Source organism: Collinsella aerofaciens (assembly GCF_020709435.1).
Classification (GTDB): Bacteria; Actinomycetota; Coriobacteriia; order Coriobacteriales; family Coriobacteriaceae; genus Collinsella; species Collinsella aerofaciens_AU.
Window position 1 is genome coordinate 1 of record NZ_JAJFDP010000045.1, and the last position, 797, is coordinate 797.

A 797-nucleotide genomic window follows, 5' to 3' on the forward strand; every position below is an offset into this window, starting at 1 on the left:
AGACGATATGAGCAGGACATAAAAACATTGAGAGCCCCTGCTGCATGAAAGACCGCGGATTAGGCCGACAATGGTGAGTGTCTAATTCAGCCGTGGCGGCCACGCCGCATTCATGGAAGGGGCTCCCATGCTCGATACTACCACCCTCGTCGGACTCGACGTCCACGCCCGCTCGATAAAGGCCGTCTCCCTCGACGTCATGACCGGGGAGGTACGTGCCGCGACCTTCGGCTACGACGCCGGCGCCGTCGCGGAGTGGGTCCGTTCCGTGGACCCCAGGGCCAGGTGCGTGTACGAGTCCGGGGTCACGGGCTTCGACCTGCAGAAGAGGCTTTCCGGCCTGGGGGTCGACTGCGTGGTCGGCGCCGTCTCGAAGATGATCAAGCCCAGCGCGGACAGGCGCAGGAAGAACGACCGCAACGACGCCGAGTTCCTCGCCCGCATGCTGTCGGTCGGCAACGTGGTCGAGGTGTGGGTCCCCGACGACGAGTGCGAGGCCGCCCGCGACCTGACCAGGGCGCTCGAGGACGCGAGGGACGACCTCTCGCGCTCGAAGCAGCGGCTCTCCAAGTTCCTGCTCAGGCACGGGCTCGTCTTCGACGAGAGGACGCCCACCGGCCGCAGGAAGGGCAACTGGACCCGGGCGCACTGGTCCTGGATCGAGTCGATAGGGTTCGCGGAGAGGGCCGACGAGGAGGTGCTCGCCTACTACGTCGACGCGGTCAGGCGGGCGGCGGAGGAGAAGGCGAGGCTCGAGGGGCTCGTCGAGGCCGAGGCCCGCAAGCCCAGGTGGAGGA

1 protein-coding gene is annotated in these 797 nt (G+C 67.0%); it reads left to right on the forward strand.

The window, feature by feature from the left end; translation table 11 throughout:
• Positions 1-127: 127 nt before the first annotated feature.
• On the forward strand, positions 128-797 hold a 670-nt coding region (locus LK493_RS10075; protein ID WP_227790926.1), incomplete at its 3' end, for an IS110 family transposase.